This is a genomic window from Gordonia araii NBRC 100433 (genome assembly GCF_000241265.1).
Lineage (GTDB): Bacteria > Actinomycetota > Actinomycetes > Mycobacteriales > Mycobacteriaceae > Gordonia > Gordonia araii.
On the sequence record NZ_BAEE01000063.1, the window covers coordinates 91,456 to 114,583 of the forward strand.

The window sequence follows — 23,128 nt, forward strand, 5'->3', positions numbered from 1 at the left end:
ATGGCAGGACTCTTTCCCGTGCGTCGAAACGAGACGGCCCCGAACTGGTACTGACATAGTTAATCTCGACAGAGATTGAACCAAACGACGTACCCCAAGTAACAATTGCATCCGCATTTCTCTCAGCTGGCTTTGATGTACCATCGGCTATAAATCCGCGCCGACCGGAGCCGATCTCGACGAACGTCCGATTGACACGATTCGGCGATCTAACCTTCTCCTCGTACGACTCCAACGATACAAAGACAAATCCCGTGAATGTAAGCGTGGAAGTCGAGCTCTCTGGATTATTCCAGGCACATCTTCGCATTGCTCCTTCGTAGATCTCCGGAGAAGGATATGAAGGGTCCAAGCCTGAACTCTTCAGAATCGAATCGGGCGTCGAACACGGATCCCACAACTCTTCGACCTTGAGCGGATTCTTATGGCCCGGAATGATCGACGTCCCCTCCGGGCCCGTAGGCACCAACTTGCCGACCGGGGTGCCCTCGATCGAGCAACTCATCAGGAGACCGACGGCAGAAACCATGGCAACCACCGCACTGGCGCGTCGCGACCTGCCACGGAGTTTCGTGGGTGGACGTGTCACGAAGGCGCTACCTTGTGAACCGAACTTGCGAACGACGAGGCCTGCTCTCGCGCACCAAGTCGCCTCGAAGGCTCAGGATTCTCGAATTCGAGGCTTACACTTATTGCGCCGAACGAAGTCCCCCAGCACACAGCGGCCGCGGAATCGGTTGCCGTTCCGTATTTGGAATCAGCGACAAACCCCCGAACACCGGGTGCGAGATCAATCATCTGAAGATTGACGTTGTTTACATTCCTGATCTTCTTCTCGAACGACTGTGTGTCTGCTATTACGAGAGCCAAAATACGCTTGTTGGATGCAGGATCGAAGCCAGACCACGAGCACACTCGTCGGCCAAATTCCTGTTTGCGCCCCATGGTCGTCGAAGGATCGAGCTTCGCAGCCCTCAGCGCACTGTTCGGAACGCTACACGGATTCCACAATCGCTTCTCATTAGGCTGCTGCTTCGACGGGGTCGCGCCGTTCGCAGTCGATGTGTCGAACGGTGCGGCTGATTCCGCTCCGGGCGACGGCGGCACTCGCGTCGAGCAGCCAGCAACCAAGACCGCCGCCACACATAAGGTCGCCACGGCACCCCCGCTCCGGGACACGATTCGCAAGGCATGCTCCCCTAAGGTCGACTCAAACATTTCGGCCGCTCACAGTTCACCCAGTGCGATGGCGTCGCGCGAGGAACGAACGCGCCTGACCACCTCTCGAACGGCGTCGGTTACCGCGGTCTCCAACCCGTCAGAATCCACCGGAATGGCAAGCTTGCCCCCATCCGAGCGATCCATGAGGTACTGACCGTCGCCGGACCTGTGCTCCCAGAAGACTTTGGTCGCCTTGGGGTCCAGACCCCAGTCGCGTGACGGACCTTCGACGATCTGAAAGAACGCCGAGAACTCCGAACTGTTCGACGTGAACCGCTGGCGACGCTCCCATTCTTCTGGCTTGAGGTCTGTTCTCTTCGGGACTGCCATTGTGCCGGACAGGCGGACTCGAACGTTACCGAGTCCGCCAGCTCGACACCTGGGTGTCAAGCGGACCATCGCGGTATGCAGGTCTACGGCGGGAACCTCATAGACGACGATGTCGCCGGAATGACCAAGCTCGTCAGTCGGCTCCTGGGTTGCAAGATACGCGAGGTCGCCCATCCTCACGCCACTGATTCGGATCGTTCGATCCATCGGCCCCTCGTCCTGCGGGTAGACGCCGTACAGATGCATGGTGAGGTCCGGGAATCCAATCAGCCTCATCCACGGAATGAACTCTTCGGGCGGATCGTGCTCGAGCATGTGGTCGATTTCGCGTCGATCCCGCTCGTCCTCGTCGATATCGTCGAATCTCGACGTGGCCATGAATGGAAAGGGCATGCGGTCACGTCCGATGCCCTCACAGAACATGTCCACGGCTAACGACCGCACGCGCCCCAGGGGGCGCAGCTTGATCTTCTGCTCGGCCACGACCACGCCCTACTTCTTGCGGTTGGCGTCGTTGTCGGTCTTGCCGTTCTCATTCTTCGAGTCACCGCCACCTTCGTCGTCGGGAACGACAGGCAGTCCCTGATAAGGGTCTGCATTCACCATCTCGTCGACGCCGGTGACGACAGGTCGGTAGCCCTCCACCGGCGTGCCGAGCAACAGTTCGCCGTGCTCGGTCGTGTGCAGGTACTTCGCCGCACGATGCGCCTTGTCCTCGCCAGCACCGCGTGCACCGGCGCCCGCCCCACCTGGCATCCCGCCCATCGGACCAGCCGACCGGGCAACGTTACCCAGCAACGCACGCTCCGCGTTGTCCATCAGCTTCAACGCGTTTCGCAAACTGGCCTTCCCCAGGTCTCCCGCCAGTCCCTTGCCGCCACCGGCTCCGCCACCCTTGCCACCGCCGCCTTTGCCTCCGCCCTTGGTCCCGGTTCCTTTACCCGTCGTGCCAGGATTGCCCTTGCGCTGCTGGTTCGCGGTCGCCTGGTTCTTCTGCATTGCGGCCTGTACCGCCTTGTTGACCGCATCGCCGGCCTTCTGAGCCGCGTCCTTGCCTGCGCCCGCCATCTGCTGGGCCGCAGAATTCAGAGCGTTGCCGAGACCGGACGGATCGCCGCCCTTCCCTTGATTGCCGGTCGGTACGTTCTTGCCCGGAGACGGCGTCTTCGTGCCACCCGTTCGATTGCCCCCCGTGCCAGAACCACTGCGGTTGCCTCCGTTCCCGGGCGTCGAACCCGGACCGGGACCCGGGCCCGGACCCGGATTGATCGTCGGCGGACCAAAACTCGGCGCACCGATCGCCGCCTCCCGCAGCCCAGGATCGTAGATCTTCTGCATCGTCTCACGGGCAACTTTGTCCATCGCCTCCTCCGCCGCTTTGCGTTCGCCATCGTCGGCGCCAGCGTCGTCCAAGCCCGTGTGAAACGACTCATACGACTCGGGGATCGTCGTCTTCACCTGATCGACCGTATCCGCGAGGTGCGAGACGACGCTGCCCATCTGAAGCGAACCGGACGCCAGCGACTGGAGTGACTCGGTTAGATCGCCGATCGCCTTCCGCGCAGCATTGCCCGCTTCCCCTTCCCAGTCTGGGATCTTCCCTAGCGCAGCGGACAAGTCGCCCTGCATCGTGCCGAGGTTCTGACTGAAACGCTTCCATGCCACGGCGGCCGAGTGCGCATCTTCGGTTCTCAACGACTCGACTCCGCCCTGGTGGCCCGTCGCGATGTTCCGATACGTGTCTCCGCTCCAGTCCTCCGTCTGCCCCAACTTCCCGAGCACATCAGCATCGTTGAAACCCGGACGCCGCAGCGTCGGCCGGTTCTCCGGGTGCGCCTTGTAGTCTCGAAACAGATTCTTGTAGCACATGTAACATAGCCTTCTATTCCGGCAGCGAAGTCAGACTATTCGTCGTATACACAAGCTGATGACGTAGCCTAGCTGCGCTCATAATCTGGGCATATTTCTGCGCGTTCTCCTCGTCCGATGCGGTCAGACTCTTCCCTGCCGACCAGAATGAATCTCGAAGGGCAGCGACGGCATCGATGTGTTCTTGTAAAGATTTTCCTAATGCTCCAGGCTTTGTTTTCGCCTGGTCACCTAAAGCCCCAGATAGCCGAGATATCGAGCCGAAGCCGCCAAGTCCCGAAATCGTCTGCACTTCCCCTAGTCGATTCTTCATCCCTGTCAGTTCGATACGGAGAAGTTCGCACGCCTGGACACACGCAGCAGCGCGCTCCGGCTCGAACCTTAGCGACCCCGCCATATCGCTGATTGCGCCCATCACTGTGGTCAGATTTTTTTCGGCCATTTTTATCCTTGGTGATTAAATAGATTCCTGTGGCGAATTATTGCATGTTCTTGTATACATCACGTGCAAATTCCAGAGCCTTGGCGCGTGTATCAAACGATCTAGGTCCACGATTATAGATCAGGTCCATTTCGACAGAGATAGTTCCGAATTGAGTGCCCCAGGTTACTATTGCGTCGGAGTTATCTTCCACGGGTTCGAGTGTTCCATCTGCGAGTACCGCATTACGGCCTGGGCCGACTTCTACTGTCTTTCGGTTGGTTCTGGTCGTCGATTTTAGCTCTTGATCGAATGATGCCTTCGACACATAGACCATCGCTATAAAGGCAATGGGATTGTTAGGGACTTGAGGAATATCCCATCCGCAAGAACGCATCATGGAATACTGCCGGCCACTCGCTGAACTAGGATCTAATCCGGCATCTTTCAGGACTTCATCAGACACGACGCACGGATCTGGCAACTCAGCTACGGCAAGCGGATTCTGCTGATATGGAACAACCGACGTCCCCTCCGGCCCCGTGGGAACCACCTTGGCGACCGGAGTCCCCGCCGTCGAGCAACCAGCCAAGAGTCCGGCTGCGATACTCAGTGCAACCACGGAGGGGAAAGTCCGCAATCTACGTATGGTCATAGCCGCAACTCCACCTCTACCGCGGGCGCTGGCTCGCCGCTTCCTGCTTCATCGACAGGCGCATCATCGTCAGCCTCGAGTGCGGCGCGCGCGTACTCGGCCGCCGACTCGGCAAGAGCCAGCTCGTCATCAAGCAGCTCTGCGCGGTGCAGCACGACGGTCCGCTCCAAGGTCTCGGCTAACCGCTCAAGCGCGGCATCCGTTCCAGTGTTGCAGACAACGGCGACCCGCAACGGGTCAAGGAGTTCGTCCGCTCCGCGCCGCATCAGACTCGTCATCAGGTCATCGAGTCCCGCCGACTGCCCGCGCGGCTCATACTCGAGCACTCGCAGCCCGTCGTAGACCGCTTCCCTCAATCGCCCGGTTGCGGTTCGTCGACCGCGTCGAGAACCTCGCCAGCCGCTTCGTACATCGCGACCGCATGCTCGCGATCACCGAGACTCGCGTAGCTCTCTGCGCACCCGCTATAGACACTGGGAAGACGAATCAGCAGTTCCCGAGTGCCCTCGATCGGCTCGGCCTCGCGCAGTGCCCGGTGATCCCATTTCAGCGCCGACCGAGCGTCCGGCTGAGCCCGCGCCAAAAAGTGCGCCCCCACAACACGTTCCAACGGCGACTCGACCAGGTCCCATGCCTGTTCGAACTCCGACAGCGCATCGGCGGTCCGCTCCTCGGCCAACGCAACCGCACCCCGCCGCCACAGGTCAGCGGCCGGACTACTCGCTAGCGACTCCATGCGATCACCTCCTGTCAGTAGCTGAACTCAAGGCAGGGTGACCCGGCCTTCAGCCGCGCCGACTTGCCGATCTTGGACGTCGAATCGACATCGAGTTCCACCCAGAACCCTTTGCTATTCTCCATCATCCGGTTCAAGGGATCGCCACCCACTTCCTTGCGCTTGAACCCTAAGCCAAGCAGCTTATCGAACCTGCCGGCGATCTCTTCCAACTCGTCGGCATCGTCGATCGCAGCAGATGAAACCCGGACCCGCCAGGGCGGACCGACGCTCATCATGGCCTTCGTTTCGCACCCTTCCAGCTCCGTCGTGTCGCGACCGGGCGAAGGAGGATCCGGCACGTCGCCGGTGGCCCAATCGGGATACACCAGCTTCATCGGCTCGTTCACGGCGCGCCACGCCTCCTCCCGGCTCATCACCAATGGTTCAGGCTCCGGCGACAACACGGAACACCCGACGACCGCGAGTGTCGACAGCCCGACAACCAAGGTGCCACAAACTCTTCGCTTCAATCTAGACACGATCCTCACCAGTTCCATGGCCACTTCAGCGGGATATCGGGAAGGGGTCCGGGCGTGTCGATATCGCCGTCGGCACCGTCGACCAAGATCCCGACGTGCGGCCCGGCGGCCCAGGACGCGGACTGGAAGAACGACCAGTGCGCATCGGTGACGCGGTCGTGCTGGCGCTCGACGTACTCGGTCGGTTCGTCGCCGTTGATCACGTTCACCATGTTCTGGAATGCCGTTGATTCCGGTCGGTCCCAGTACTTTCCATGTCCGTCGGTACCGCTGACTATCCCTTGGTCGGGCCTGTCGGCATCCCAGTAGCCTGTGTCGATTCGTGTGACACCGGGGGCGCTGTCGGGATCATTGCCATGTGTTTGACCGGGTAGCGATTGAACGTACTGAATCGGATCACCCGGAGCCATCATCGAGAAGCGCTTGACGTCGGGGTTCGCATTGTTCCAGTCACCCTCGAAGACGCCTGTACCTGCCGACGACGCGTAGATGACGTTGTCGGCGCGCAGGCCCAGTTGTTCGGCGCTGCCGACGACAGATCCACCGTAAGAATGGCCGATGTAGGTCGTCTTGGCCCCCGGAGCGTTAGCCGCGACCTCCGCATCGAGCTCCTTGCCGAAAGAGACCAAGCGAGGCGCCATATCGCGGGCGAAAGACGGATCTGCGGCGGTACCCTTCATACCGTCCACAACATCGGGCACGGCGCCCGGGATCATTCCGAGCCCGGCGACGGTGAGCGCGGGATTCGCCGTCAGCAGACCTAGACCAAGTGCCGATGCCCCGGGAATCAGCGGCGTCGCAGCCTTGTCGCCCAGTTCCTGCGGTAGGTCACCGTCCATGTAGAAGAACACGGGCCCCTTGGTCCTGTTGGCCAACTCCCACGCCGCGTTGTAGTTGCTCTGGCTGCCGTCCAGGTTCGTCGTCGTCCCCGGGACATAGACCGTCGCACTCTTGCTGTTCTTGTCCAACGACCCGATCATCTCGATGATCCGACCGTTCTTCGTGTTCTCGAACACGATGAACCTGCGCTCGCTTCGACGATCGTCGGCACCGGGAGCCGCTTCGTTACCAGGTTTGCCGTTCCGTCCTGGAACGCTGACCTCGGCGAGCATTTCCCGTAGCTTGTTGGCACGGTCGCCGTTGCCTCGTCCCGCGCGCTCTTCGTCGGCCTGCGCATCGCGGATCAATGTCTCGTTGGCTTCGGCGCGCACGTTGAAGGGCACGCCGTCGGTGTTGCCCATGAACTCCGGGTTGGCCTGTGTCAGCCGACGGATGTCCTGTTCGCTCATCTTCGACAAGAAGCTCCGGCGCTCCTCTTGAGACAGCGAGTTCAGGTAGGCGATCACGTCGTCGGGATCCATCCGGCGGCCACCGGGAACGGTTATGTCCGCCTGCCCTTCCCGCATCGCGGCCAAGTCGGTACACAGGTCGGCGAGCGCCTTACCGTACTGACGGTCCAGGTCTCCCGCGTACTGCAGGCCCTCCTGGATTCGACGCTGCAGGGACGCGGCGTCCTCCAACGCTTCCCCGGCCGGATCTGTCACCTCACCGGTATCGCTCACCGTGAAGCCAGCACCGTCGGCCGCCTCCACCTCCTTGAGCACATAGTCTTTGGTGTGACCGATGTTGATACCCGCGGACTCGGCCTCGTCTGCGATCTGGAGCAGACTGTACGAACCTCGTTGACGTGGTCGCGCTCCTGCGTCATTTTGGTCGTCGCGGCCGTGTGGGTCATCCCGGACCAATGCTCGGCCTTGTCGATCGACCTCTGAGCGGCTTCGATCGCTGCGTCCAGCTTGCTCGCAGCCTTGGACGCAGCGGAGCCTGCCGTGCCGAAGGTGCCCGGCTCCCATGTTCGGAGCTGGGCAATGGTGGGACTCATCGCGGCTTGAGCCGATCGAACGCGGCAGCGCTCGCCCCGTCGCTCTCCACTGTCTGCGCGTTGAACTTCTCCAGACTCGTGGACATATTGTCCATCCGCATCGCGATCGAGGTCGTCGCCCGCGCCGCCGGCTGCTCCAACGACTTCAGCGCCGCCGCGACGGCCGATGCGTCGCCCTTGGCCTCACCGAAACCCGAGTAGGAAATGTGCTGGACGTTCGTCGACTCGTCGGCGAGCGTCCTCACTATCTTGCCGACTTCGTCAGCACTGATCTGGAATGGTCCTGGCGCCACTTGATCCCCCTCGACAGATGCCTTCTGATCCGTTGCAGAGATTTATACCTTACGGCACGTGGGGGCGTATATCGTCGCGACTGTCAGCGCAGCGTCGCCGGGCGGACCACCATGACCGAGCTCGCCCGGCGGCCCTTCTCCCGCACCAGCGCGATGGGACGGTCTTCGGGGTCGATGACGACGTAGACGTCCTTCAGCCCGATCGGATCGAGCCATCGTCCCTGGCTGATGCCCTCTGCTTCGTCGGCGCTGATCGATCGGTGCGGGAACGCTATCCGGGCCGCCTCGTCGATGTGCAGGCTCAGTTCAGGGTCGGCCTCGAGGTCCGCGAGCGGACGCGCGTGCGCCAGTGTGAAAGGTCCGACGGCGGTGCGACGCAACGAGGTGAGATGTCCCCCGACTCCCAGCGCAGCACCCAGATCGCGGGCCAGTGCGCGGACGTAGGTGCCCGACGAACAGTCGACGTCGACGTCGAGGTCGATCACGTCGTCGCCGCGCCTCGTCGCCGTCACGTCGAACCGCGACACCGTCACGGCGCGCGCGGCAAGCTCGAATTCTTCGCCCTCACGCGCACGGTCGTGGGCCCGACGCCCGTCGACCTTGATCGCCGATACCGTGGCCGGCACCTGCTCGATGTCTCCGGTCAGCTTCCCGATGGCGGCGGCGATCTCGTCGTCCCCGACACCGCCGGCGGGCACCTGGCGGATGATCTCGCCTTCGGCGTCGTCCGTCGTCGTAGCCGCCCCCAGCCGAATCGTCGCGGTGTAGGACTTCGTGGTCAGCGAGAGCAGCCCGAGTAGCTTGGTCGCGCGCTCGATTCCGACGACCAGGACTCCCGTCGCCATCGGGTCCAGCGTGCCGGCGTGCCCGACGCGGCGCGTGTTGAAGGCCTTGCGACATTTGGAGACCACGTCGTGGCTGGTGATGCCCGCGGGCTTGTCGACGACGACCAGCCCGGCATTGTCGAGGTGGGCGTGTTCACTCACCGCTGTTCCCCGTTCACCGGAGTGCGATGGTGGTCGTGATGAATCCCCGCGCGATCAGCCAGCGCCCGCGCAGTTCCAGCAACGGGGGTCCCCCATCCGCCGCGGCCGGGTCGACGAGGATGCGGGAGACGAAGGTGCCGTGCGCTCCCCCGTCACTCAACTCGCCGGTTTGCTCGAAGGTGATGTGCGCATCCTCGAAACCCAGCCACCGCCGGGTCAACGGGAACCAGGCCTTGTACGTCGTCTCTTTCGCGCAGAACAACAGGCGGTCCCAGTGCAAACCGTCGGGCCGTTGCGCGAGGACGTCCCGCTCGACCTCCAAGCTGGTCAGATCGAGCACACCGTCGGGCAGGGGCTCGTGCGGCTCGGCGTCAATGCCCAGCGACCGGATCTGCATGGCGTAGGCGACGATCGCGGCACGGTAGCCAGCGGTGTGGGTGATGCTTCCGACGACGCCGTCGGGCCACAGCGGCATGTCCCTCTCGCCGCGCATGATCGGCACGGGTTCGATCCCCAACTCCCCCAGCGCGATGCGCGCGCAGTGCCGGGCGGTGATGAACTCCTTGCGCCGCTTTTCGACGGCCCGTCCGATGATCGACTCTTCGGCGGGCAGCGCCGCCAGACCGTCGGGATCGCCGAAACTCTCGGCGGAGGCGACGCCGGACGGAAGGATCGGCGCGATCATGGTGCGCGCGGTGGCCTGCGGGCCGTCGGTCACTGTTCTTCTCCTTGTGCTGCACTCGGCGCTTCTCCTTGTGCTGCGCTTGGCCGGGACGTCCTGCCGGCGCGTGCCCGGCGCTCCTCGATCCGTCGGCGCAACGCGGCGGCGCGCTCCTCGTAGTCGGGCGGCAACTCGAATCGTGCGCCGTGCTCGTCGAGGTCGCGCGGCGTCGCGTCGGGAACGATCGCCCGGAGCAGCGGCTCGGGCAATCCCCGCCGCTTCCACTCGCGGGGATAGCCGACCGATACCTCCTCGAAGCGGACGCCGTCATAGTAGGTGGTGCGCGGAATGTGGAGGTGGCCGTACACGCAGCACGCGGCGTTGTAGCGCAGATGCCAGTCGGCGGTCAGCTCGCTGCCGCACCACAGCGAGAACTCCGGATACATCAGCACCTCGGTGGGTTCGCGGCGCAACGGCCAGTGGTTGATCAGCACCGTCTTCTCCACCGGATCGATGGCGTCGAGGCGGGCCTTCGTCGATTCGACTCGTGCGCGTCCCCACGCGTCGCGCGTCGGAAAGGGCTCCGGCGACAGCAGGAACTCGTCGGTGGCGACCACATTGCGCTCCCGGGCCACCGCGAGCGCCTGCAGCGCGTTGGCCGTACCCGCCGGGCGGAACGTGTAGTCGTAGAGCAAGAACATCGGGACGATGCGCACCGGCTCGCTGCCGTCGCCCGGGTCGAACAGCGGATATCTGTCCTCCGGAGTCACGACGCCGAGATCGCGCGCCGTCTGGACCAGGTAGTCGTACCGTGCGACGCCGTGGATCTGCAACGGGTCTTTCGTCGTCGTGTAGAGCTCGTGATTGCCCGGAACCCACACGACGGTGTCGAACCGTGCCGCCAGCCGTCGCAGCGTGTCGGCGATGTCGTCCGTGCGTTCGGCGACGTCACCCGCGACGATCAGCCAGTCGTTCGCGTCGCGCGGGTGGATCTTGTCGACGATGTGCTCGTTGCCCCGATGGGCCACGTGCAGATCGCTGATCGCCCAGAGCGTTGCCATGCCGACCATCGTGCCACGGCGGCACCGCGCCGCCGTTCCCCGAGGTCGATGACTAACCCGGGGTGCACTCGAACAGATTGAACCGGTAGACCTTCGACAGCGGTACGCGGCCGATGACCTTGATGCCCAGCCGGTGCAGCAACGGCCAGGCGCCGACGACTGCCTTCGGCGGGTTGCCGAAGCTGTGGGATTCGAGCAATCGCAAGCCGTATCGCTCCAGGTCCGCGGGATCGTCGCACGCCCAGTGAAAGTCCGCCGGAACGTCGGCATGGGTCCGGTCCTGACCTCGGACCATCTTCTCCCCGGAGGTGTCAAAGGCCAGTCGTGCCCCGGGAAAGGCCGCCGAGATCGATCGCAGCGTGGCGGTGACCTCGTGGTCGTGGAAGTACAACAGCACCCCCTCGCTGAGGAGTAGTACCGGTTTGGCCGCATCGATCGCCTCGTACCAATCGGTCTCCAAGAGCGAGCCGACGAGCATCCGGTACCGGTCGCCGTCATCGACGAACCTGCGCCGGAGATCTATGACGTCTTCGAGATCGATATCGAGCCAGGTGACCCGCCCGTTGTCGAGGCGATCGAATCGCGTGCTCAATCCGCAACCGAGATCGGTGACCGTTCCCTCCGGATGGACAGCGAGGAAGTCGCGGACGAATCCGTCGAAGATCGATGCGCGCCATACCGATCCGGCGGTGTTGGGCACGCTGAACTTCGAGAAGTCGTAGTCGATGCCGTCGACGATCTCCGCTGCGCGCGTGTCCGACAGTATGCTTCGACGCCGACGTGCATCGACCGCACGCCCGTACAGCGGGACCAGGAGTGTCTCTTGAACACTGCCCAGGTTGATCGTTTCCTTCATCCCAACCCCCAAGTCTCGACGAGATAGTGCAGCGGAATCAGCGCGACGGCTTGTACTCGCGGAAGTACGGCGCGTTGGGCAGCATCGACCCGCGCGCGGTCAGCACACCGTCTGGCGTGTTGACGAACCGGCCTTTGCAGCGACCGGCCAGCGAGGCCGCGACCGCGTCCCACACCGCGGGGGTGATCGGCTCGATCGTGTGGTCGAAGCCGGCCGGGACGTAGTTGATCGGGATCGGCGTCACGCGGCATTGACCACCGTCGAGGTGACCGTCGGCGTACTCGTTCTCGCTACGAATGCCGTAGTACTTGGTCGGACCGGGAGTGTCGTCACCGGCGTTCAGCCGCCGGAAGAACGGCGTCTTCGGGCAGTTCTCCCGGGCGATGTCAGCGGTGCAGGAGGCGGGCGACCCGTACTGGGCCGTACCGATCGCGACGTACGTCGCCACCTTGGACGCGCCGCCCAACTCCTTCAGGTACCAGCGGGCGCTGATCCCACTGACGCTGTGGGCGACCAGCGCGATCCGGTCGCGCGGGTGGGCGCGCCGGGTCCGTTCGACGGCGGCCGCCACGGTACGCGCATCCTTTCGCAGGTCGACGCCGGGAAGATCGACGAGGGTCGTCGGGTATCCGCGGGAAGTCAGGTTGTCGGCCATCACGCCGGATGCGGGTATCACCGATGTGCCGCCCACGGACTGTCCGGGCGTAAGGATCACCCTGGTCTTCGGCGGTGCGGCGTCGGCAGGCGCGACGCTGAGCAGGCCGGCCGTGGCGATGACCGCGCTGGCGGCTGCGACAAGTGAGGCTTTCATCATGAGGGTTAGGATAGCCTGCGCTCAGCTATCGCGCCCAACGGTCCGACCGGTAGCGCCACCACACCGCCGCCAGCCGCGCAGTCATGAAGACCAGCAGACCCGTCCAGATTCCGGCCAGCCCCCAGCCGAAGAAGTGCGACGCCCAGATCAGCGGCAAGAACGTGCCGAGGGCGGCCGCCAAGGTCGCCGTCCGCAGGAACGCGGCGTCACCGGCGCCCAGCAGCACGCCGTCGAGCGCGAACACGATGCCGGCGATCGGCAGCATCGCGATCAGGAACCACCAGGGCGTCGCGATGGCGTTCAACACCTCCGGATCGCTGTTGAACAGCCGCGGCAACACCGACGCCCCAGCCGCTAGCAACGCCGCGACCAGCACGGACACGCCGATGGATACGACGGTGACCCGTCGTGCGACTCGTCGCGCCTCGCTGACGGCCGATGCGCCGAGGGCCGCACCGACGAGTGATTGCGCGGCGATCGCCAGCGAATCGAGCAGCAGCGACAGGAACTCCCAGACCTGCAGCACGACCTGGTGGGCGGCCACCGACGCGACCGAATAGCGCGCGGCGACCGCCGCGGCGGAGATGAAGCAGATCTGGAACGAAGCGCTGCGCGCGATCAGATCGCGGGCCATCACCAGCTGGGCGGCGATGATCGACCTGTCCGGCCGCCCGTCGACACCGCTGCGTCGCGCCTCGCGCCACAGCGCGGCGCCGAACAGCAAGCCGGTCGTCGACTGGCCCACGACGTTGGCCCAGGCGCTGCCGTCGAGACCGAGCTGCGGCAGCGGGCCGATTCCGGGCACCAGGCCGACGCAGAGCACCGCCGCGATGGACAGCCCGACGACGACGTTGAGCACGGGTGCCCGTGTCTCCTGCACTCCGCGCATCCAGCCGTTGCCCGCCATGGCGACGAGAATCATCGGTACACCGAGGATCGCGATGCGCAGCCATCCGGCACCGTCGTGCGCCACCTCGGCGTCGGGCACCAAAGCACGCATGATCCAGGGCGCCGCGACGAATCCGGCGATCACGATCGCCAGGCCGACGGTGAGCGCGATCCACGTCGCCTGAACGCCTTCGTCGATGGCCGCGTCGCGGTCTCCCTCGCCGAACCGTCTGGCCGATCGGGCGGTCGTTCCGTAGGAGAGAAAGGTCAGCTGCGTGCTGAGCACGGCGAGGATCAGTGTTCCGACGGCGAGTGCGGCCAACTCGCGCGTGCCGAGCCGTCCGACGACTGCCAGGTCGAGCAGCAGGTAGAGCGGTGGCGCGATCAACACGACCAAAGCCGAGAAGGCGAGGTCGGCGATGCGGCGCATCCGCCGATCATTTCAGACCGTCCGCGTCGTCCTCGCCCGGCACTGGCCCACCCGCCGGCGAGCCGTGTCGGCGGGGTCTCGATACACCGCCTCGCCTGGCGGCTCGCCGGCACTCGACCACCCATTTGGGCCACCGTCTGAGACGTCGATCGACGGGGTCTCGATACACCCGTCTCGGCTGGCGGCTCGCCGGCACTCGACCACCCATCTGGGGCGACCATCTTGGGTGATCGAGTGCCGCCGAGCTTGCGAGGCGGCGTATCGAGATCACCCGCACCCGGCAGACAAACGCGACCGAACGGCGCGGCACATTTCGTCGACCGTGGTCTCGATACACCCGTCTGGGGCGACCATCTTGGGTGATCGAGTGCCGCCGAGCTTGCGAGGCGGCGTATCGAGATCATCCCGAGAGGCGACCTAGCCCACCTGCGACAGCAAGGCGGCCGTCACGTCCTCGGCTGTGCCGACTGCGCTGTAGCCAGCGGCGCGGACATGCCCGCCTCCGCCGAACACGCGGGCGATACTGGTGACGTCGACGCGGTCCTTCGACCGCAGCGAGACGTTCCACCTGCCCGGCTCGGACTCCTTGAACACCGCGGCCACCTCGGCGTCGCGGACCGTGCGCACCAGGTCGATGAGACTCTCCGACTCGTCCCACGCCATCGACGACAACAGGTCGTGAGGCACCGTCGCATAGACGAGACCGGTTCCGCCGCAAGCCGACTCGGCCAGTTCGGCGTTCGCCAAGACCGCGCTGGCGACGCGGATCCAGCCGAACGGATGGTTGTCGAGGAGCTGACGACTCCACCGGGCCCCGTCGACCCCTGCCTCGAGGAGGCGGGCCGCGACGGCGAAGGACGCCGGGCGCGCCCACTTGAACGACCCCGTATCGGTCACCAGACCCGCGTACACGCAGGTCGCGATGGGTTCGCTGAGTTCCACACCCATCTCGTCGATGATCTGCAGAACCAGCGCGGCCGTGCAGTCGGCGGACGAGTCGATGAAGTCTTCCGTGCCGAAGCCCGAGTTCGACACATGGTGATCGATCACCACCCGCTGCCGCGCCGCGCCGAACTTCTCGCCAAGGCCCTCGAGTCGGCCCAGCGTCGCGGCGTCCACCGACACGGCTACCGGATGACCGACCACGTCGGCCTCGGGAACGAGGAGCTCACGCCCGGGCAGACCGTCGAGCGTCGACGGCAACGGCAGGTCGCCCGGGTACGCGACCTCGACGGTCTTCCCCAGGCCGACCAGCGCCTGCCCCAGGGCCAGACCACTGCCCAACGTGTCGGGGTCGGGCCTCACATGACACAGCACCGTCACCGCGTCCGCGTCGACCAACAACGACGCGACATCGGCCGCCGTCGCGGCCGTCACCGGTCGGACTCGTCCCGATACGGATCGGCGTCACCGGCCGGTTTGGCCTCGGCGGCCTGGCGCGCCACCAGTTCGTCGTTGGCCCGTGCGCGCGCCACCAGTTCCTCCATGTGCCGCGCGGTGTCGGGCATGGTGTCGAGCTGGAACGTCAGAGTGGGCGTGAACCGCACACCGGTACCCGCGCCGACCAGCGATCGCAGGTGCCCGGTGGCCTTCGCCAATGCCGCCGCCGCGCCGTCGTAATCGGGCTCGGCGTCGATCGTCTCACCCATCACCGTGTAGAACAGCGTCGCATCATGCAGATCCCCGGTCACCCGGGCATCGGTGATCGTCACGTTCGCCAGGCGCGGGTCTTTGATCTCACCCGAGCCGATCGCCGACGCGACGATCGCCGAGATGCGCTTGGCCAAGCGGGCCGCGCGAGCCTGATCCACCATCACGAACCGCCTTTCACCAGCGGCGCGGCCAGGGCTGAACCCCTAATCGCGCGCCTTCTCCTGCAACTCGTAGCTCTCGATGACATCGTCGACCTTGATGTCGGAGTACGTCACGGTCAGACCGCACTCGAAGCCCTCGCGAACTTCGGTCACGTCGTCCTTCTCCCGGCGCAGCGACGAGATCGTCAGATTCTCGGCGACCACGACATTGTCGCGGAGCAGGCGTGCCTTGGCGTTGCGCTTGATCAGACCCGACGACACCATGCAACCGGCGATGTTGCCGACCTTGGAGGACTTGAAGATCGCGCGAATCTCGGCGCGGCCCAACTCCACCTCTTCGTAGACCGGCTTGAGCATGCCCTTGAGCGCGCTCTCGATCTCGTCGATGGCCTGGTAGATGATCGAGTAGTACCGGATGTCGACGCCCTCGCGGCTGGCCAGCTCGGTGGCTTTGCCCTCCGCGCGCACGTTGAACCCGATGATGATCGCATCGGACGCGGCAGCCAGGTTGACGTTGGTCTCGGTGACGCCACCGACACCGCGGTCGATGACCCGCAGCGACACCTCGTCGTCGATCTCGATTCCCAGCAGCGCTTCCTCGAGCGCCTCGACGGTGCCCGAGTTGTCGCCCTTGAGGATCAGGTTCAGCTGGCTGGTCTCCTTCAGCGCGGAATCCAGGTCCTCCAGACTGATCCGCTTGCGGCTGCGTGCGGCCAGCGCGTTGCGCTTGCGCGCGGCGCGACGGTCGGCGATCTGCCGAGCGGTGCGGTCCTCCTCGACGACCAGGACGTTGTCGCCCGCACCCGGCACCGAGGTGAACCCGATGACCTGGACCGGACGCGACGGCAGCGCCGCATCGATGTCCTCGCCGTGCTCGTCGACCATCCGTCGCACGCGGCCGTACGCGTCACCGGCGACGATGGAGTCGCCGACGCGCAGCGTGCCGCGCTGGATCAGCACGGTCGCGACCGGGCCGCGGCCACGGTCGAGATGGGCCTCGATCGCGACGCCCTGAGCGTCCATGTCCGGGTTGGCCCGCAAGTCGAGCGAGGCATCCGCGGTGAGCAGGACGGCTTCGAGCAACGAGTCGATGTTCTCGCCCTGCTTGGCCGAGATGTCGACGAACATGGTCTCGCCGCCGTACTCCTCGGGGACGAGGCCGTACTCGGTGAGCTGGCCACGGATCTTGGACGGATCCGCGCCCTCCTTGTCGATCTTGTTGACCGCCACGACGATCGGCACGTCGGCCGCCTGCGCGTGGTTCACGGCCTCGACCGTCTGCGGCATGACACCGTCATCGGCCGCGACGACCAGGATCGCGATGTCGGTGGCCTTCGCACCGCGGGCGCGCATGGCGGTGAACGCCTCGTGACCCGGGGTGTCGATGAAGGTCACCAGGCGGTCCTCGCCGTTGAGGCTGGTGTTCACCTGGTAGGCGCCGATGTGCTGGGTGATGCCGCCGGCTTCGCCCTCGCGGACGTTCTCCTGGCGGATCGTGTCGAGCAACCGCGTCTTGCCGTGGTCGACGTGACCCATCACGGTGACCACCGGCGGACGCTGCGCGAGGTCTTCCTCGTCGCCCTCGTCCTCGCCGTAGGTGAGGTCGAAGCTCTCCAGCAGCTCGCGGTCCTCGTCCTCCGGGCTGACGACCTGGACGACGTAGTTCATCTCCGAGCCGAGCAGCTCCAGCGTCTCGTCGTTCACCGATTCGGTGGCGGTGACCATCTCGCCGAGGTTGAACAGCGCCTGCACCAGTGCTGCCGGGTTGGCGTCGATCTTGTCGGCGAAATCGGAGAGCGACGCGCCGCGCGCGAGCCGGATCGTCTGGCCCTCACCGCGCGGCAGCCGAACGCCACCGACCGTCGGGGCCTGCATCGAGTCGTACTCTTGGCGCTTCTGCCGCTTGGACTTGCGACCCTTGCGCGGGGCCCACCGGGACGACCGAACGCGCCCGCGGCACCGCCGCGACCACGACCGCCGCCACCACCGCCGGGACGACCGCGGAAGCCGCCACCGGGAGGACCGCCCGCGGGCGCGCCGCCACCGGGACCACCGCGGTATCCACCGCCGCCGCCGGGGCGACCGCCGCCGCCACCGCCGGGTCCGCCGCGACCGGGCCGACCGCTCTCGGGCCGGGCCGAACGACTGGGCATGGCACCCGGGTTCGGGCGCGGCGGCATGCCGCCGGGGCTGGGCCGGGTACCGCCGGGACGCGGCGCACCACCGGGACGCGGGCCGGCGGTGCCACCGCCGGGACGCGCCGCGGGCGGACGAGGCGCCGGGGCCGGAGCCGACGAATACGGATTGTTGCCGACGCGGGGCGCGCGCGGTCCCGGCTTGGGACCAGGACGAGCGCCGCTCGGGGGTGCGGACGGCGCCGGTGCGGCCGATGCCGCTGGCGCCGACGGCGCCTCGGCAGCCGGTGCTGCTGGGGCCGGTTCCGCGGGCTTGGGTGCGGCGGGCTTCGCCGCCGCCGGCGTGGGCGCTGCCGGCTTGGCCACCGTTTCCGGAACTGCCGCAGCGTCGGCCTTCTTGGCCGGGGCCTTCTTCGCCGCTGCTTTCTTCGCAGCCGGCTTCTCGTCGGCCGGAGCCGACGCTTCTGGCTTGGGGAATGATTCGCGTAGTCGCCGGGCCACCGGGGCCTCGACGGTCGACGACGCGGACTTGACGAACTCGCCCTGTTCTTTGAGACGTTCGAGCACTTCCTTGCTCGTGACGTTCAGTTCTTTGGCCAGTTCGTGCACGCGGGCCTTGCCTGCCACTGCTCTCCTCACTTGGAGGTCGAGCGGGCACCCGCTACGACCTCAGTTAACTCCGATACGTGCTCATCGTGGGAACTTCACGGTGTGCTCATGTCTTGTGCTACCTGTTCTTCCGGTTGGCCCTCGCCGCTCGCCTGATTCAGCGAAGCGACAAGGCCGTCTGGGTCGACGGCAATCCCGTCGACCCGCAATGCCGGGCCAAACGCCTTGCGGCGCACCGCTTCGGAAACGCATTCCGACGACGGGTGCAACCAGGCGCCGCGCCCGGGCAGGGTCTTGCGGTGGTCGACCTCGACCACCGGTCCGTCGGGACCGCGTCGCGCGATCACTCGGACCAGTTGCGCACGATCCGCTCGTCCCCGGCATCCCAAACACATCCTCGTCGGACGATGACGCATGCAGGTTCTCCGTGGATAGGGCGAGATTTCGCGCAACCTTTGCCAGTCTAGCCCTCTGCCATCCCCAATGTCATACCGCCGCGCCGCCGGCCGCCGGTGCGGGCTCGGGATCGGCGTCGGAACGGATGTCGATGCGCCACCCGGTGAGCCGGGCGGCCAGGCGCGCGTTCTGTCCTTCTTTGCCGATCGCCAGCGATAGTTGATACTCGGGCACGATGACCCGCGCCGCCCTGTTCGCCTCGTCGACGACGGTCACCGAGATGACCTTGGCCGGCGACAACGCGTTGGCCACGAACACGGCCGGATCGGTGGAGTAGTCGATGATGTCGATCTTCTCCCCCGCCAGCTCGCTCATCACGTTGCGCACCCGCTGGCCCATCGGGCCGATGCACGCGCCTTTCGCGTTGAGGTCGGGCACCCCGGTATGGACGGCGATCTTGGAACGGTGTCCGGCCTCGCGCGCGACCGCGATGATCTCCACCGACTTGTTGGCGACCTCCGGCACCTCCAGTTCGAACAGTTTGCGCACGAGGTTCGGATGGGTGCGCGACAGGGTGATCTGCGGTCCGCGAGGTCCGCGCGACACACCGACGACGTAGCACTTGATGCGGTCGCCGTGCTCGTAGGTCTCGCCCGGCACCTGTTCGGCCGCCGGGATCACCCCTTCGGTGCCGTTGGCCTCGTTGCCGATCGCGACGACGACCAGGTCCCGCGCGTTCGCCCGGACGTCGCGCTGGACGACACCGCCGACGATCTCGCCTTCGTGCGCGACTAGCTCGCCGAAGTTCTTCTCGTTCTCCGCGTCGCGAAGCCGCTGCAGGATGACCTGGCGCGCCGTCGTCGCCGCGATCCGACCGAAACCCTCGGGGGTGTCGTCCCACTCGTGGACGATCACGCCGTTCTCGTCGACCTCCTGCGCCATGACCCGGACCTCGCCGGTCTTGCGGTTGACGTCGATCCGTGCGTGCTGCGCGAACCCGTCGGTGTGCCGGTACGCGGTGAGCAGCGCCGTCTCGATGGCGGTGATGACCGTGTCGATCGGGATGCCCTTGTCGGCCTCGATCATGCGCAGGGCAGCGATGTCGATGTTCATGGCGTGGTGACTCCTATTCACTTGTGCGGTGTTCAATTGTGGGTGTTCACTCGCCGGCGCTCTCCCGGCACAGGTCCAGCTCCGCTTTGCTCGGTTCCCCGAATTCGACGACGACGACCGCCGAGACCACGTCGTCGAGCGCGACCTCGCGCACGGCGATGCGGCCCTTCTGGTTGACGACGAGAGACACCGTGTCGCCGACGAGATTACCGATTCGGCCGGTGAACTTCTCGTCGTTGGCAGCGGCACCGCTCCCGCCGGCACCCCGGACCACGACCTGCGCCTTACGCTCGCGGTTGCGCCGCCAATGCTGCGGTTTGGTCAGCGGGCTGTCGACTCCGCGCGAGGTCACGTCGAGGGCATAGTCCTGCGCCCACGACTGCTCGTCGAACGCGGCGGTGATCGCCCGGGTGAGTTCGGTCAACGCGTCGAGGCCGACGCCGTCGTCCCCGTCGACGACGACCGTGATGACCGATTCGCCTCTGCCGGGGCGCCGTACGACCGACAGACCGTCGACCTCCAGCCCGGTGTCTTCGATGATCGGCGTCACGATCTTTGCCACACTGTCGGCATCGGGCGCCACGCCACTCACACTCCTCGGTCATCGTCGCGGGTCGGTCCCCGCTCGCACGCTCCGAAGGCCCCGGCGCGCACCACAGGAGTCTAGGCGATGGCATCATTGCCGAGGTGACTTCCCTGTCTCGTCGAACCCTGCTCCGCGGTGCCGCCGCCGCGACGGTCGCCGTACCCCTTGGCGCGGTCGCGCTCTCGGCGTGCAGTAGCGAGCCGTCGCCCGAAGAGGTCCTGGCCGGCCGGCTGGTGCCGTTGGCCAGCGCTGCCGCGGCATCGGCGGCCACAGCCCGTCAACTGCGTGCCGTCGACACGCGCAACGCCGCGGCGCTCGATCAGATCGCGGCCATCCGCGCCGAACACGAGAAGCTGCTCCGCGACGAGATCACCCGCCTGCACCCGTCGTCGGCGTCGCTGATCTCGACGCCCAGCGCGGCCCCGACGCCCGCGGCACCGGGCACCTCGACACCGCGGACGTCGGCGCCGGGAACAACATCGGCACCGCCCTCGCCGGCCCCGGGAATCGAACAGTTCGGGACGAGCCTGACCGCGGACGCCGATTCGGCGGGCAAGGTCGCGACGACGACGAGTGGATTCCAGGCCGGGCTGACCGCGTCGATCTCGGCGTCCATCGCAAGTCTGAAAGGGTTGCTGCCGTGACCGTCACCGATGCGCTCACCGCGGCGATTCGCGCCGAGGACGCCGCCATCTTCACCTACGGGGTGCTAACCGCTTTCACCCGCAACGACGTGCGCAGCCAGGTCGCCGTGGATATCGCCGCGCACCGGGTGCTGCGCCGCTCGCTGGCCGAAAGCCTCACGAAGGCCGGCGGCCAGGTCCCCACGCCGGCCGCGGGCTACCGCCTTCCACAGCAGGTCACCGATGTCCGCTCCGCCGGAAGTGCGGCCGTGCGTGCCGAGGAGGACGCCGCCACGGCCTACCGGGCGCTCGTCGAGCAGGCCGAATCCGACCAACTGCGGCAAACCGGCGTCGAGGGGCTGACCGACTCCGCGGTGCGGGCCGCCTATTGGCGCGGGGTCGCCGGGATCTCGCCGACCGTCGTCGCCGTTCCGGGCGATCCGAGGATCAAGTAGCTAGGCCGACCCGCGCACGGCCGAGGTGATGGCGGCAGCCGCCTCGCCGACCGCGACCTCGGTGGTCTCCCCGGTCAGGCGGTCGCGGACCTCGAGCTTTCCCTCGGCGAATCCGCGGCCGACGACCACCACGGTCGGCATGCCCAGCAGTTCGGCGTCCTTGAACTTCACGCCGGGCGACGCTTTACGGTCGTCGAAGAGCACGTCGACGCCGGCGGCGTCGAGCTGGTCGACCAGCGCCTGCGCACCGGCGATCGCGGCCTCGTCCTTGTTGGCGATCACGACGTGGACGTCGAAGGGCGCGACCTCGCGCGGCCAGCGCAGCCCCTTCTCGTCGTGGCGCTGCTCGGCGATGACCGCGACCAGACGTGACACACCGATGCCGTAGGAGCCCATCGTGACCCGCACGGGCTTGCCGTCCTCACCGAGAACGTCGACGTCGAAGGCGTCGGTGTACTTGCGGCCGAGTTGGAAGATGTGTCCGATCTCGATGCCCTTGGCCGTGACGAGCTTTCCGGCCCCGTCGGGGGCGAGATCGCCCTCCCGCACCTCGGCGGCCTCGATCGTGCCGTCCGGGGTGAAGTCACGGCCGACGACCAGGTCGACGACGTGGCGCCCCGGCTCGTCGGCGCCCGTGATCCACGCCGTGCCGGTCACCACCCGGGGATCGACCAGGTACGTGCCGCCTGCCGCCTGAACCCCCTTGGGGCCGATATAGCCCCGGACCAGCGCCGGGTTGGCGGCGAAATCCTCATCGGTCAGCAGTTCCACCTCGGCCGGCTCCACCGACGCCTCGAGTCGCTTGAAGTCGACTTCGCGGTCGCCCGGGACACCGATGCCGGTGATCTGCCACTCCTCGCCGGGCCGCCGGATCTTGACCAGCACGTTCTTGAGCGTGTCGGCCGCGGTCACGTCGCGGTCCAGGGCTTGGTCGGCCCACTCCACGAGAGTGGCGATCGTCGGCGTCTCGCCGGTGTCGTGGACGGCGGCTTCGGGAAGACCGTCGATCGGCCGGGGCTCGCCGGGCGGTGTCACGACCGCCTCGACATTCGCCGCGTATCCGGATTCGAGGCACTGGACGAAGGTGTCCTCGCCGACCTCGCTGACGGCCAGGAACTCCTCGGACGCGCTGCCGCCCATCGCACCGGAGGTGGCGGCCACGATCACGTACTCGACGCCGAGCCGCGAGAAGATCCGCTGGTATGCCGCGCGGTGCGCCCGGTAAGACGCCTCGAGGCCCTCGTCGGAGAGATCGAAGGAGTAGGAGTCCTTCATCACGAACTCCCGGCCGCGCAGGATGCCCGCGCGGGGCCGCTCCTCGTCGCGGAACTTGGTCTGGACCTGGTAGAGCGTGAGCGGCAGATCCTTGTACGAGGAGTATTCGCCCTTCACCAGCAGCGTGAACAGCTCCTCGTGGGTGGGGCCGAGCAGCATGTCGGTGCCCTTGCGGTCGGCGAGCCGGAACAGCGCAGGGCCGTACTCGGTCCAGCGCCCGGTCGTCTCGTAGGGATCGCGCGGCAGCAGCGCGGGCAGCAGGATCTCCTGTCCGCCGATGGCGTCCATCTCTTCCCGCACGACATTCTCGATCGCGCGGAGCACGCGCAGCCCGAGCGGCAGCCACGAGTAGACACCCGGTGCCGTGCGGCGGACATACCCGGCACGGACGAGCAGTTTGTGCGACGGCACCTCCGCATCGGCGGGATCGTCACGAAGCGTGCGCAGGAACAGCGTGGACATACGGGTGATCACGAGGCTCCAGCTTAGTGATCATCG

At 66.2% G+C, this 23,128-nt stretch carries 25 protein-coding genes and 1 pseudogene; 3 read left to right on the forward strand and 23 right to left on the reverse strand.

What is annotated here, in order from left to right:
• Positions 1-585: 585 nt before the first annotated feature.
• From GOARA_RS20850 to GOARA_RS13565, 9 genes are read right to left on the reverse strand one after another with little or no spacing between them, the layout of a single operon-like run.
• A complete protein-coding gene (locus GOARA_RS20850; protein ID WP_083834881.1) occupies positions 586-1,218 on the reverse strand; it encodes a DUF3558 family protein in 633 nt (210 codons plus the stop codon).
• A 9-nt stretch (positions 1,219-1,227) separates the two neighbouring features.
• Complete coding sequence (locus GOARA_RS13535; RefSeq protein WP_138947697.1) at positions 1,228-2,034, reverse strand: ESX secretion-associated protein EspG; 807 nt, start codon at positions 2,032-2,034, stop codon at positions 1,228-1,230.
• 9 nt (positions 2,035-2,043) lie between these two features.
• A complete protein-coding gene (locus GOARA_RS20265) occupies positions 2,044-3,420 on the reverse strand; it encodes a WXG100-like domain-containing protein (protein WP_007322962.1) in 1,377 nt (458 codons plus the stop codon).
• Between the two features lie 13 nt (positions 3,421-3,433).
• On the reverse strand, positions 3,434-3,862 hold the full coding sequence (locus GOARA_RS19920; RefSeq protein ID WP_007322963.1) for a hypothetical protein: 429 nt from the start codon (positions 3,860-3,862) through the stop codon (positions 3,434-3,436).
• A gap of 37 nt (positions 3,863-3,899) precedes the next feature.
• Positions 3,900-4,463, reverse strand: coding sequence for a DUF3558 domain-containing protein (locus GOARA_RS19925; RefSeq protein ID WP_170265661.1), 564 nt, complete (start codon positions 4,461-4,463; stop codon positions 3,900-3,902).
• 29 nt (positions 4,464-4,492) lie between these two features.
• Positions 4,493-4,822 carry a UDP-N-acetyl glucosamine 2-epimerase gene (locus tag GOARA_RS13550; RefSeq protein ID WP_138947698.1) on the reverse strand — a complete coding sequence of 110 codons (330 nt, stop codon included), beginning with the start codon at positions 4,820-4,822 and terminating at the stop codon, positions 4,493-4,495.
• A gap of 26 nt (positions 4,823-4,848) precedes the next feature.
• On the reverse strand, positions 4,849-5,232 hold the full coding sequence (locus GOARA_RS19045) for a hypothetical protein (protein ID WP_007322966.1): 384 nt from the start codon (positions 5,230-5,232) through the stop codon (positions 4,849-4,851).
• Between the two features lie 14 nt (positions 5,233-5,246).
• Positions 5,247-5,777: a hypothetical protein gene (locus tag GOARA_RS13560; RefSeq protein WP_138947699.1), complete on the reverse strand. Its 531-nt coding sequence runs from the start codon at positions 5,775-5,777 to the stop codon at positions 5,247-5,249.
• Positions 5,759-7,357: an alpha/beta hydrolase gene (locus GOARA_RS13565; protein WP_050947289.1), complete on the reverse strand. Its 1,599-nt coding sequence runs from the start codon at positions 7,355-7,357 to the stop codon at positions 5,759-5,761. The genes GOARA_RS13560 and GOARA_RS13565 overlap by 19 nt, the downstream gene beginning before the upstream one ends.
• A 12-nt stretch (positions 7,358-7,369) precedes the next feature.
• On the opposite strand from GOARA_RS13565, the gene GOARA_RS20270 reads away from it, so the two are divergent.
• Positions 7,370-7,525 carry a hypothetical protein gene (locus GOARA_RS20270; RefSeq protein ID WP_170265659.1) on the forward strand — a complete coding sequence of 52 codons (156 nt, stop codon included), beginning with the start codon at positions 7,370-7,372 and terminating at the stop codon, positions 7,523-7,525.
• A 106-nt stretch (positions 7,526-7,631) separates the two neighbouring features.
• Here GOARA_RS20270 and GOARA_RS13570 read toward each other — a convergent pair whose 3' ends face one another.
• The 13 genes and pseudogenes from GOARA_RS13570 to rimP form a co-directional block, all read right to left on the reverse strand.
• The gene (locus tag GOARA_RS13570) at positions 7,632-7,928 is read right to left on the reverse strand and encodes a hypothetical protein (protein ID WP_007322969.1); all 297 of its coding nucleotides are present in this window, start codon (positions 7,926-7,928) and stop codon (positions 7,632-7,634) included.
• Positions 7,929-8,011: 83 nt separating this feature from the next.
• Positions 8,012-8,914, reverse strand: coding sequence for a tRNA pseudouridine(55) synthase TruB (gene truB, locus GOARA_RS13575; RefSeq protein WP_007322970.1), 903 nt, complete (start codon positions 8,912-8,914; stop codon positions 8,012-8,014).
• Between the two features lie 13 nt (positions 8,915-8,927).
• Positions 8,928-9,599, reverse strand: coding sequence for a 4'-phosphopantetheinyl transferase family protein (locus GOARA_RS13580; protein ID WP_040523350.1), 672 nt, complete (start codon positions 9,597-9,599; stop codon positions 8,928-8,930).
• Positions 9,600-9,628: 29 nt separating this feature from the next.
• A complete protein-coding gene (locus GOARA_RS13585) occupies positions 9,629-10,636 on the reverse strand; it encodes a metallophosphoesterase family protein (protein ID WP_040523352.1) in 1,008 nt (335 codons plus the stop codon).
• A gap of 52 nt (positions 10,637-10,688) precedes the next feature.
• Positions 10,689-11,492 carry a class I SAM-dependent methyltransferase gene (locus GOARA_RS13590; RefSeq protein WP_007322973.1) on the reverse strand — a complete coding sequence of 268 codons (804 nt, stop codon included), beginning with the start codon at positions 11,490-11,492 and terminating at the stop codon, positions 10,689-10,691.
• A 37-nt stretch (positions 11,493-11,529) separates the two neighbouring features.
• Positions 11,530-12,306 carry an esterase/lipase family protein gene (locus tag GOARA_RS13595; RefSeq protein ID WP_007322974.1) on the reverse strand — a complete coding sequence of 259 codons (777 nt, stop codon included), beginning with the start codon at positions 12,304-12,306 and terminating at the stop codon, positions 11,530-11,532.
• Positions 12,307-12,331: 25 nt separating this feature from the next.
• A complete protein-coding gene (locus GOARA_RS13600) occupies positions 12,332-13,624 on the reverse strand; it encodes an MATE family efflux transporter (protein WP_007322975.1) in 1,293 nt (430 codons plus the stop codon).
• Between the two features lie 417 nt (positions 13,625-14,041).
• A complete protein-coding gene (locus GOARA_RS13605) occupies positions 14,042-15,001 on the reverse strand; it encodes a DHH family phosphoesterase (RefSeq protein WP_007322976.1) in 960 nt (319 codons plus the stop codon).
• Complete coding sequence (gene rbfA / locus GOARA_RS13610) at positions 14,998-15,438, reverse strand: 30S ribosome-binding factor RbfA (protein ID WP_007322977.1); 441 nt, start codon at positions 15,436-15,438, stop codon at positions 14,998-15,000. Before rbfA ends, GOARA_RS13605 begins: the two co-directional genes overlap by 4 nt.
• 42 nt (positions 15,439-15,480) lie before the next feature.
• Positions 15,481-18,200, reverse strand: a pseudogene (infB, locus tag GOARA_RS13615) (translation initiation factor IF-2).
• Positions 18,201-18,277: 77 nt separating this feature from the next.
• A complete protein-coding gene (locus tag GOARA_RS13620; RefSeq protein ID WP_050947290.1) occupies positions 18,278-18,598 on the reverse strand; it encodes a YlxR family protein in 321 nt (106 codons plus the stop codon).
• A 70-nt stretch (positions 18,599-18,668) separates the two neighbouring features.
• Positions 18,669-19,691, reverse strand: coding sequence for a transcription termination factor NusA (gene nusA / locus GOARA_RS13625; RefSeq protein ID WP_007322980.1), 1,023 nt, complete (start codon positions 19,689-19,691; stop codon positions 18,669-18,671).
• 46 nt (positions 19,692-19,737) lie between these two features.
• Complete coding sequence (gene rimP / locus GOARA_RS13630) at positions 19,738-20,274, reverse strand: ribosome maturation factor RimP (protein ID WP_007322981.1); 537 nt, start codon at positions 20,272-20,274, stop codon at positions 19,738-19,740.
• Positions 20,275-20,378: 104 nt separating this feature from the next.
• On the opposite strand from rimP, the gene GOARA_RS13635 reads away from it, so the two are divergent.
• Positions 20,379-20,921 carry a hypothetical protein gene (locus GOARA_RS13635; RefSeq protein ID WP_007322982.1) on the forward strand — a complete coding sequence of 181 codons (543 nt, stop codon included), beginning with the start codon at positions 20,379-20,381 and terminating at the stop codon, positions 20,919-20,921.
• Entirely contained in the window at positions 20,918-21,355 is a 438-nt protein-coding gene (locus tag GOARA_RS13640; RefSeq protein WP_007322983.1) for a ferritin-like domain-containing protein, read from the forward strand. Before GOARA_RS13635 ends, GOARA_RS13640 begins: the two co-directional genes overlap by 4 nt.
• On the opposite strand, the gene GOARA_RS13645 is transcribed toward GOARA_RS13640, so the two are convergent.
• Positions 21,356-23,092: a proline--tRNA ligase gene (locus GOARA_RS13645; RefSeq protein WP_040523300.1), complete on the reverse strand. Its 1,737-nt coding sequence runs from the start codon at positions 23,090-23,092 to the stop codon at positions 21,356-21,358.
• Positions 23,093-23,128 lie beyond the last annotated feature (36 nt).

Bases quoted from the DNA above. Each gene is read 5' to 3' on its own strand.
- GOARA_RS13585 (WP_040523352.1), bottom strand. From the start codon at position 10,636: ATGGCAACGCTCTGGGCGATCAGCGATCTGCACGTGGCCCATCGGGGC.
- rbfA (WP_007322977.1), bottom strand. From the start codon at position 15,438: ATGGTGGATCAGGCTCGCGCGGCCCGCTTGGCCAAGCGCATCTCGGCG.
- GOARA_RS13620 (WP_050947290.1), bottom strand. From the start codon at position 18,598: ATGCGTCATCGTCCGACGAGGATGTGTTTGGGATGCCGGGGACGAGCG.
- GOARA_RS13645 (WP_040523300.1), bottom strand. From the start codon at position 23,092: ATGTCCACGCTGTTCCTGCGCACGCTTCGTGACGATCCCGCCGATGCG.
- GOARA_RS13600 (WP_007322975.1), bottom strand. From the start codon at position 13,624: ATGCGCCGCATCGCCGACCTCGCCTTCTCGGCTTTGGTCGTGTTGATC.
- GOARA_RS13590 (WP_007322973.1), bottom strand. From the start codon at position 11,492: ATGAAGGAAACGATCAACCTGGGCAGTGTTCAAGAGACACTCCTGGTC.
- GOARA_RS20850 (WP_083834881.1), bottom strand. From the start codon at position 1,218: ATGTTTGAGTCGACCTTAGGGGAGCATGCCTTGCGAATCGTGTCCCGG.
- GOARA_RS19920 (WP_007322963.1), bottom strand. From the start codon at position 3,862: ATGGCCGAAAAAAATCTGACCACAGTGATGGGCGCAATCAGCGATATG.
- GOARA_RS19045 (WP_007322966.1), bottom strand. From the start codon at position 5,232: ATGGAGTCGCTAGCGAGTAGTCCGGCCGCTGACCTGTGGCGGCGGGGT.
- GOARA_RS13580 (WP_040523350.1), bottom strand. From the start codon at position 9,599: ATGATCGCGCCGATCCTTCCGTCCGGCGTCGCCTCCGCCGAGAGTTTC.
- GOARA_RS20265 (WP_007322962.1), bottom strand. From the start codon at position 3,420: ATGTGCTACAAGAATCTGTTTCGAGACTACAAGGCGCACCCGGAGAAC.
- nusA (WP_007322980.1), bottom strand. From the start codon at position 19,691: ATGAACATCGACATCGCTGCCCTGCGCATGATCGAGGCCGACAAGGGC.
- GOARA_RS13595 (WP_007322974.1), bottom strand. From the start codon at position 12,306: ATGATGAAAGCCTCACTTGTCGCAGCCGCCAGCGCGGTCATCGCCACG.